Annotated in this window: 8 protein-coding genes; 1 reads left to right on the top strand and 7 read right to left on the bottom strand. The window is 61.2% G+C overall.

Translation table 11 applies throughout. The features are described from left to right. From AC3ZU9_RS30955 to AC3ZU9_RS30935, 5 genes are all read right to left on the bottom strand, one after another. On the bottom strand, positions 1-116 hold a 116-nt coding region (locus tag AC3ZU9_RS30955), incomplete at its 3' end, for a hypothetical protein (protein ID WP_490091766.1). Between the two features lie 45 nt (positions 117-161). Then, complete coding sequence (locus AC3ZU9_RS30950; RefSeq protein WP_064053993.1) at positions 162-770, bottom strand: YqiA/YcfP family alpha/beta fold hydrolase; 609 nt, start codon at positions 768-770, stop codon at positions 162-164. Positions 771-976: 206 nt separating this feature from the next. After that, complete coding sequence (cpdA, locus tag AC3ZU9_RS30945) at positions 977-1,792, bottom strand: 3',5'-cyclic-AMP phosphodiesterase (RefSeq protein ID WP_490091765.1); 816 nt, start codon at positions 1,790-1,792, stop codon at positions 977-979. A gap of 98 nt (positions 1,793-1,890) precedes the next feature. Next, the gene (locus tag AC3ZU9_RS30940; protein ID WP_012721893.1) at positions 1,891-2,340 is read right to left on the bottom strand and encodes a DUF1249 domain-containing protein; all 450 of its coding nucleotides are present in this window, start codon (positions 2,338-2,340) and stop codon (positions 1,891-1,893) included. Further along, positions 2,331-2,948 carry an NUDIX domain-containing protein gene (locus AC3ZU9_RS30935; protein ID WP_012721892.1) on the bottom strand — a complete coding sequence of 206 codons (618 nt, stop codon included), beginning with the start codon at positions 2,946-2,948 and terminating at the stop codon, positions 2,331-2,333. Before AC3ZU9_RS30935 ends, AC3ZU9_RS30940 begins: the two co-directional genes overlap by 10 nt. A gap of 193 nt (positions 2,949-3,141) precedes the next feature. Between AC3ZU9_RS30935 and AC3ZU9_RS30930 the strand changes: the two genes are divergently transcribed. Beyond that, positions 3,142-3,888: an RsiV family protein gene (locus AC3ZU9_RS30930; RefSeq protein ID WP_064053995.1), complete on the top strand. Its 747-nt coding sequence runs from the start codon at positions 3,142-3,144 to the stop codon at positions 3,886-3,888. Here the strand turns inward: AC3ZU9_RS30930 and cytX are convergent. Continuing rightward, on the bottom strand, positions 3,857-5,146 hold the full coding sequence (cytX, locus tag AC3ZU9_RS30925) for a putative hydroxymethylpyrimidine transporter CytX (RefSeq protein ID WP_490091764.1): 1,290 nt from the start codon (positions 5,144-5,146) through the stop codon (positions 3,857-3,859). The genes AC3ZU9_RS30930 and cytX overlap by 32 nt on opposite strands. Positions 5,147-5,323: 177 nt before the next feature. Further along, positions 5,324-7,228 (bottom strand): phosphomethylpyrimidine synthase ThiC, encoded by a 1,905-nt coding sequence (gene thiC, locus AC3ZU9_RS30920; RefSeq protein WP_012721889.1) that lies wholly within the window; start codon positions 7,226-7,228, stop codon positions 5,324-5,326. Positions 7,229-7,433: the final 205 nt, after the last annotated feature.

Here is a 7,433-nt window from a genome sequence, read left to right as displayed (position 1 = left end):
AGGTGGTTCGGCCGACTGGTGTCGGTGTACATGCCGGGGCGTTTGCGCACCGGGTCGAGGCCCGAGAGGACTTCGATGGCGTCGGCGTTATAAGAGCTAGCGCTGGGAGTGGCCATGGGGTCTCGTCGTGAGTCGTTCGATTAAATAATGACCTGCGATTCTTACAATGAAGAAAAATCGAAGGATTGATACTGATCTGCGCCAATGCCGGCAAAGCTCAACATGGCCGGTAATTGCTGGGCGAACCCCTGGTACCCATGGTCGCCGCCGGCCTGGATGCGCAAGGCACAGGCCCGGTAATACTGCTGGGCGAGGCGATAATCCAGTGTTTCATCGCCGGTCTGCAACCACACCTGATAACGCGCGGCGTCCTGGGGAGCCGGTACTTCCAACTCAGCCAGCGCCGTGACGTGGTCGTGGGTCAGTTCCCAGGTTTCATCGGTGTAGAGGTTCTTCTGGGTGCCCAGGTAACCGTCGAACATCCGATGAGGGCTGACCGCCGGGTTCACCAGCAACGCCTTGAGGCCATGGCGTTCGGCAAGATGGGTTGCATAGTAGCCGCCGAGTGAGCTGCCGACTAGCAGTGGCCGCCCCAGTTCGGCGATAGCCGCTTCCAACTGAGGAATCGCCTGACGGGGATGGTGATGCAGGGCCGGTACGCGCAGTTGCTCGGCCAGGCCAAGGTTGTCCATCACGGTGATCAGCTGGCTGGCCTTGTTGGACGCCGGCGCGCTGTTGAAACCGTGGATATACAGGATCGAAGCGGACATGCCGGGCTCTCCATGACTCAGCCAAAGAGGCGCAGTTTACAGGGATCCAAGCCTTGTGTGATGACCTCAGCCTTCAATACACCGAAGATCCAATGTGGGAGGGGGCTTGCTCCCGATAGCGGTGGGTCAGCCAGCCTATGTATTGCCTGACACCCCGCTATCGGGAGCAAGCCCCCTCCCACATTTTTGATCGGTGTTTACAGCTTTTAGTAGCCGTTGCTGCCGTAGTCCACGGTAAATTCGAAGTCTTGGACGCGCTCCACCCCCGTCTCCAACCGTCCGTCGGCATGCAGGCGCAGCCAGCGATACCCCGGCGCTTGCTCACTGACCTTGAAATCCTCGCTGCCCGGCGCGAACTGGATGCAGGTGGACGGCGACGCCAGCAGGCGCACGCCGTCACGCTCGCGATCGATCTCCTGATGCACGTGCCCCCAAAGTACCGCGCGCACGTGGGGGAAACGATCGAGCACGGCAAACAGGGCTTCAGGGTTGCGCAGGCCAATCGGCTCCATCCAGGCGCAACCGATGGACACCGGATGATGGTGGAAGCACACAAGGTGGTGAAGGTTCGGCGCTTCGCTCAGGGCCTGGGCGAGCAGTTGCAGTTGGCTGTCCTGAAGGTAACCGGGCACCGAACCGGGTACAGCGGAGTCCAGCAGGGTGACGCGCCAATGGCCGATATCGACTACCGGCTCCAGAAAATCGCTGTGCACGGCAGCATGGGCCATGATCTGCGGCTCATCGTGGTTACCAGGAATCCAGCGCGTTGGGGCGCCGATGGGTGCAGTCATATCGCGAAACTGCTGATACGACTCCAGTGTGCCGTCCTGGGAAAGATCCCCCGTGGCCAGCACCAGGTCGATCCGCGGCTGCTGCGCGCGCGCCAACTCAATCACCCTTTGCAGGCTGTCACGGGTGTTCATGCCCAGCAACGTGCCGTCGCCCTCGGCAAACAGATGGCTGTCGGACAGTTGCACCAGCAACGCTGAACCGTCGGGGTTCACAGTGGATACGCTCGGCAAGGCGCTCTCCCAAGGCAATCACAGTAAAGGGTCGTTTGGCGTGATTATGCTGGGGCAGGACACAAAGGGGAAACCCAGGAAGCAGACGCAGTTCACATCTACCGCACAGCTTCGAACTCATGGCCCAGGGCCAGGCAGTGGCTCAACCATTCACCGAGGAACACATTGAGCTGTGCTTTCTCATCGGGTTGGTGCATGAACACGTTAGGGTAAGGATAGATGCTGCGAAAGCGTCGCGCATGTTCGGCGCTGATCACTTCGGCCATCCGCGCATCGTGGTACACCTGTACTTCCAACTGCGGCACCGGCAGCCACGGCAGGCTGTGTTCCTGGCGCACGCGCAGGGTGGTGGTGTAGGGGCAATTGACGATGACTTCCAGGGCCAGCACGCCGAGCATCTGGTCGCCATGGGTGACGCCGATGCGCCGCGCCTCGGGGGCGTGGCGCATGTCGGGGAGCAGGCGCATCAGCCGCGCATAGTTGGCCTCGCACGCCGCTTGCAGCCCGATCAGGTCGACTCGATAACGTTCCCGTGCCTTTACTGCCATAACCCCCTCACTTCCGCGCGATTAAGCGCAAGCCATTGCAGGGCGATAATGCTGGCTGCGTTGGAAATTTTGCCGTCACGCACCGCTTGCAGGGCGTCTTCGAAGGCCCATGCGGTGACGCGGATATCTTCAGCTTCTTCTTCCAATCCATGGACGCCACCCGCGCCCGAGCTGTCGCAACGGCCCAGGTACAAATGCACGAATTCAGTACTGCCACCGGGCGATGGAAAATATTTAGTGATCGGCCACAGCGCGGAGAATGTAAGCCCAGCTTCCTCCTCGGCTTCGCGGTGTGCAACCTCCTCAGGCTCTTCGTCCTTGTCGATCAGGCCAGCGACCATTTCCACCAGCCACGGGTTGTCGGTGCGGCCCATGGCGCCGACGCGAAACTGCTCGATCAACACCACTTCATCACGCTGCGGGTCGTAGGGCAGCACGCACACAGCGTCGTGACGAACGAAGACTTCCCGATTGATCACCCGGCTCATGTCGCCATCGAATTTCTCGTGGCGCAGCTGCACACGGTCAAGCTTATAGAAGCCCTTGTAGGCATTTTCGCGCTGAACAATCTCGATCTTGCTCGGCGTCGATTTTGCAAAGTCCGTCATGTCCCATCCTCGTTTAGCCTGCGCAATGGGCGCCATCCTAACGCGCTCCTGCACCTTGGCGCAGCCCCTTTCCGGTTGCCGGGATAGACGGCGAGCGTCAAACACACTCTAATCAGCTTAGTGGCGAACTGACTGCCGTGCTGGCAGTCGAAGCTGCACAAATTTCGCTCTTATCGATAGACGAAGGACTTACATGTCGCTTTTAAAAATCGCCTCCGTGGCCTGCATCGCATTGACCCTCGGCGCTTGCCAGAGCCTGTTCCAACCGAGCTTCAAGACCCCGCTGGAAGCCACTCGCGACGCCACCGAGCAAAGCAAGCCAGGCTGCGCCAGCGCCGACTGCCCGCTGGTGAATATCGACACGGTGCACTTTGCCAAGGAGCCCAAGCTCGATGCGCTGATCGAACAGCGCCTGCTGGAAATGACCAGCACCAGCCCTAACGACCCGCTGCCGACCAGCCTTGACACCTACCGAGAGCAATTCCTGCGCACCGCCGCCCCGCGTAACAGCATGTACTTGCAGGCCAAGGTACGTGAGCAGCATGACGGCTTGGTGATCATCGAGCTGTCCAGTTACCTGGACCAGGGCGCCACCCACGGCGAGCCTGGCCGTGCCTTCATCAACTATTCGCGCCAGCAACAAAAAGCCCTGACCCTGACCGACATGCTGTTACCCGGCAAGGAAGACGCGTTCTGGAAAGCCGCCCAAGTGGCACACAACAGCTGGCTGATCAGCACCCGTCTGAGCCTGGAGCCGGAGTATGTGAAGACCTACCCCTTCCAGAAAACCCCAAACGTGGCGCTGACCTATGGCGGCGTGATCCTCAAGTACCCCACCAGCACCATCGCGCCGTATGCCCTGGGCCATGTCGAGTTGCAGATCCCCTACTCGCGCCTCGATGGCATCCTCAGGCCTGAGCTGGTGCCGGCGCGCCGCTGAAGGCCCGCCCCAGGATGAGCTGCAACAGCCCTGCCAGCACCAGCGCCGGCAGGGTCGCGCCGATGTCCGGATACAGATTGGCCAGCAGGTGGTAAGTCGCGATGCCACCCAGCCAGGCCAACAACGCCGGCCAACGCAGAGCGGCGATCGCCCCTCGGCCACGGCGACGCAAGATGAAGTGATCCACCAACACCACGCCAAACAGCGGCGCAAACACCGAACCGATCAGCAGCAGGAAGTTCTGGTACTGGGCCAACGGCGCCAAACAGGCGATCAGGGTGCAGATCACACCGATGGCCAGTGCCAGGTGCTCAACCTTCAAGCGCAACAGAATCCCGCTGGACACCGCCGCCGAGTGGATATCGGCAAAGGCGTTTTCCGACTCATCCAACAGGATCAGCAACAGCGGAATGCCCAGGCCCGCACCGGCCAAGGCCAGCAATAGCGCATTCACCTCACCGCTCGGCGCGAACGCCAGGGTGTAGGCCACGCCCAGGCTCATCAGCCAGAAGTTACCGATAAAGAAGCCCAACGCCGTCCCTCCAAACACGCTTTTTGCGCGCGTGCCGAAGCGTGAGTAATCGGCAATCAGCGGCAGCCATGAGAGCGGCATGGCGATGGCGATATCAAAGCCCACCGCGAACGGCATCGAACCGTCACCGGCCTGGGCCCAGAGAGCAGCGAGGTCGGCCTTGGCGAACAGGTTCCAGGTCAGCCACAGGCAGGCGGCGAGCAGCAGCCAGATACCCCATTTGCGCAGGATCTGGCGCACGAAGGTCAGTGGACCGCTGACCGCCAACAGGGTCGCCAGGCCGCCAAAAAACAGGGTCCATAGCAATGGGCTGGCCAGCAGACTACCGTCGCTGAACGCCCGCGTGCCCAACAGACTAGCCGCGTCGCGCATCACGATGATTTCGAAAGAGCCCCAGCCGATCAGTTGCAGCAGGTTGAGCAGTGCCGGCAGGCTCGCCCCCTTGGCGCCCAGGCTGAGCTTGAGCGCGGCCATGGCGGACAGGCCGGTATCACTGCCGATCACGCCGACGGCGGCCAGCAGCAGCACGCCGACCAGGGTACCAAGCAAAATCGCCAGCAACGAACCGGACAGCCCCAGGCCCGGCGCGAGTAACGCGCCGGTCTGCAGGACCATCAGGCCGATGCCGAGGGAGAACCATAGGGAGAACAGGTCGCGGGCGCCGAAGACGCGTTTGTCAGCGGGAACCGCGATGTCCGGGGAATAGGTGCTGGGTTGAATGCTCAAGGGGGTTATCTCTGAGGAATATTGTTGTAAGCCCTTGTGGCGAGGGAGCTTGCTCCCGCTGGGTGGCGAAGCCGCCCCACAACCGGCAACCGAAGCGTGTCAGTAAAAACACCCTTGCAGGCAGGGGGAGTGCTGTGCACTCCAACGGGAGCAAGCTCCCTCGCCACAGGTCTAGGGTCAGACCTTTTTGTACAGCTGACTGCCTTCCTGCTTGAACCGCTCCGCCTGTTCGGCCAAGCCTTTGGCCACCTCCACGTCCACCGCTTCAATCCGTTGGTTGGCCGCGTATTCACGCACTTCCTGGGTGATTTTCATCGAGCAGAACTTCGGCCCGCACATCGAGCAGAAATGCGCGACCTTGGCCGAGTCCTTCGGCAGGGTTTCATCGTGATACGAACGCGCGGTGTCCGGGTCCAGGCCGAGGTTGAACTGGTCTTCCCAGCGGAACTCGAAGCGTGCCTTGCTCAAGGCGTTATCGCGGATCTGCGCGCCCGGATGGCCTTTCGCGAGGTCAGCCGCGTGGGCAGCGATCTTGTAGGTGATGATCCCGGTCTTCACGTCATCCTTGTTCGGCAGGCCCAAGTGTTCCTTGGGCGTGACGTAGCAAAGCATGGCGCAACCGAACCAGCCGATCATCGCCGCACCGATGCCGGAGGTGATGTGGTCGTAGCCCGGCGCGATGTCGGTGGTCAGCGGGCCGAGGGTGTAGAACGGCGCTTCGTCACAGCACTCGAGCTGCTTGTCCATGTTCTCCTTGATCAACTGCATCGGCACGTGGCCAGGGCCTTCGATCATGGTTTGCACGTCGTGCTTCCACGCGATCTTGGTCAGTTCGCCCAAGGTTTCCAGCTCGCCGAACTGCGCAGCGTCGTTGGCGTCGGCAATCGAGCCAGGGCGCAGGCCGTCACCGAGGGAGAAGCTGACGTCGTAAGCCTTCATGATTTCGCAGATTTCGTCGAAATGCGTGTAGGTGAAGTTCTCTTTGTGATGCGCCAGGCACCACTTGGCCATGATCGAACCGCCACGGGACACGATGCCGGTGACGCGCTTGGCGGTCAGCGGCACATAGCGCAACAGCACGCCGGCGTGGATGGTGAAGTAGTCGACGCCCTGCTCGGCCTGCTCGATCAGGGTGTCGCGGAACAGCTCCCAGGTCAGGTCCTCGGCGGCGCCGCCGACTTTTTCCAGGGCCTGGTAGATCGGCACGGTGCCGATTGGCACGGGCGAGTTACGGATGATCCACTCGCGGGTTTCATGGATGTGCTTGCCGGTGGACAGGTCCATCACCGTGTCCGAGCCCCAGCGAATGCCCCAGGTGAGTTTCGCCACTTCTTCTTCGATGGACGAACCCAGGGCGCTGTTGCCGATGTTGCCGTTGATCTTCACCAGGAAGTTACGGCCGATGATCATCGGTTCCAGTTCGGTGTGGTTGATGTTGGCCGGGATGATCGCGCGGCCACGGGCGATTTCTTCGCGCACGAATTCAGGGGTGATGATTTTCGGCACGCTGGCGCCGAAGCTATGGCCGGCGTGTTGCTGGTCGAGCAGGCCGCTGGCGCGGGCTTCTTCCAGCTTCATGTTTTCGCGGATGGCGACGTATTCCATCTCGGCGGTGATGATGCCTTTGCGTGCGTAGTGCATCTGCGTGACGTTGGCACCGGCCTTGGCGCGGCGCGGGTTTTTCACGTGGGCGAAGCGCAGGGCGGTCAGTTCGGCGTCGCTGAGGCGCTGTTGGCCAAAATGCGAGCTGAGGCCGGACAGGCGCTCGGTGTCACCACGCACTTCGATCCACGGCGAGCGCACATCGCCCAGGCCTTTGCGCACATCGATGATCACATTCGGGTCGGTGTACGGGCCGGAGGTGTCATAGACCACCACGGGGGCGTTGATTTCACCGCCGAAGTCGGTAGGGGTGACGTCCAGGCTGATTTCGCGCATCGGCACGCGGATGTCCGGGCGAGTGCCCTGCACGTAGATTTTTTGCGAGCGGGTAAACGGCTGCACGGAACCGGAGTCGACCTTGGCCGATTCACTCAAGTGCACGGTGTTTTTCAGTTTTGTACTTTTTATTTCTGTGCTCATCACGGGCTCTCCAACTATCCAGGCGGTGGATTTTTGTCGGAGCGAACCTGTGACGGATGGACGCACTGAAACCAGTGCTGTGCTATGCACGAGGGCTATTCGATGGTCGAACAGCATCCCGGACGAAGCACAAGAGGACTCGCCGGGTGACGAGAAATCTTGTTCCCTACGCAGGCGCTAACCTGATCAGGTTCAACGGGATCCG

It is taken from the genome of Pseudomonas sp. A39, from assembly GCF_058145955.1.
This window is presented reverse-complemented; position numbering and strand designations above follow the sequence as displayed.